The sequence below is a fragment of the Acinetobacter sp. YH16032 genome, from assembly GCF_013417345.1.
Lineage (GTDB): Bacteria > Pseudomonadota > Gammaproteobacteria > Pseudomonadales > Moraxellaceae > Acinetobacter.
Genome location: NZ_VPEE01000145.1, coordinates 1 through 1,490, shown reverse-complemented (window position 1 = coordinate 1,490; position 1,490 = coordinate 1). Strand labels below are relative to the sequence as shown.

Here is a 1,490-nt window from a genome sequence, read left to right as displayed (position 1 = left end):
ATAACATTGATCTTTTCCCATATGTCGAACGTAGGCTATTAGCATTCATCGAGTAACTTACGAACTTTGAGTGAAACGAAAAGTGTAGTAAGTACACTTTCTCCAGTAGCCGAGCGAGTGTCTACGAGCGACCACTCCGAAATTAAAATTTCAAAGCCTTCCTTTCCCTGATTACAAGCTCCCATCTGATTTCAGATCGGGAGCTTTTAGCCATCCCGCATGGGTGGCGACGCATTGACATTCTTTTTTAAATCTATAATATTCTAAAAACAATCTAATAGAATCTAATGGAATCTTTAAAATGTTATTCAAATCTCTAGGTGTTGCAATGGCTACAAATTCTGCTTCTAGCTCTGACGAAGATACTAAGGCAGTAACTATTCGTTTAACTGATAATGAAATTCAGATTTATGACACAGTTGCTAAGTCAATGGGTTTGACTCGTCAAGACTTTTTGTCTCACATCATTCGCTCTAATTTCCGACAGTCTTTGAAAGAGTTTGTTATTGGTTATACAGATTCAAATCCAACTATTCCGTTATCCCTTGTATTTAATTCACACACTGAAAATGAAGATGTTCGACTTAAGTTAAATCATCTATTGCGAGTTATTTCTCAAGAATTACAGCAAGAAGATGAGGAACAAAGTTATGAGGAAATGGAGAGTTTTGTTTCTTCTCCCCTTGCACCTCCTCGCAAAGGCATTTTTGTTGAAACGCCTAAGTCAGAGGAGAAATAAAAATGATCAACTTACAAGGAACTCTAATCAATGCTTTCCGTATGGACGGTGGTAAGGGTAAAGATGGGAAAGAGTACGAAGCGCGTGACAAGGTACAAATACTTGGTTCGCTGGAACTACCCAATGGAGAGATTAAACACGAACTTGTTGACCTCACAGTTGATGATGCCAGTGTCTACCAGCCACTAAAAAATAAAGTAATTTCTATTTCCTGCGGTGCTATGGCTGTAGGTCGTAATGTTGTTTTTTATGTTCGAAAAGGTGCAAAACCTATTCTTGCAGAAAGTTTGTAATTCGTGAAAAAAAACAGTGAGTTAGCGAAGCAACTCGCTGTTTTTTCTTTTACTTGATACTATTGATTAAAGTGGGGATGAAATTTGAATAATTCAGATAAGAAAAAACCCCTGTTATCCAGTGCTTTGGTCGGCGGAGATAACAAGGGTTTTGCATCTGCTAATGCAGATGAACACAGGGATAGAATAACACGTTTTGCGACTTTAAAACATAGAGCTAAGAATCAGGAAAATTATTTATTTACCCTGGCTAAATTCAAGGAGAACTATGAAAAGGACGTTAAAAATGAAGAATCTATCAAGGCCTTAAAATCTGCTCAAAAGTTGAATGAATGCGGAAACTATCTGCTATTCAAAAATTTTTACACTATTGGCGAGGTCAAGCTTTCAAAACTCCGCACCTGCGGACAGCATTTGCTGTGTCCTTTCTGTGCTGCCATTCGTGCATCTCGTGCCAT

The 1,490-nt window shown here is 38.0% G+C and carries 2 protein-coding genes and 1 pseudogene; all 3 read left to right on the top strand.

What is annotated here, in order from left to right; genetic code table 11:
• Nucleotides 1–328 precede the first annotated feature (328 nt).
• Entirely contained in the window at nucleotides 329–739 is a 411-nt protein-coding gene (locus FTV32_RS17030; RefSeq protein WP_179996747.1) for a hypothetical protein, read from the top strand.
• Nucleotides 740–741: 2 nt separating this feature from the next.
• Complete coding sequence (locus FTV32_RS17025; protein WP_014386435.1) at nucleotides 742–1,032, top strand: hypothetical protein; 291 nt, start codon at nucleotides 742–744, stop codon at nucleotides 1,030–1,032.
• Between the two features lie 84 nt (nucleotides 1,033–1,116).
• Nucleotides 1,117–1,490: pseudogene (locus tag FTV32_RS17020) on the top strand (replication protein); the annotation flags it as partial.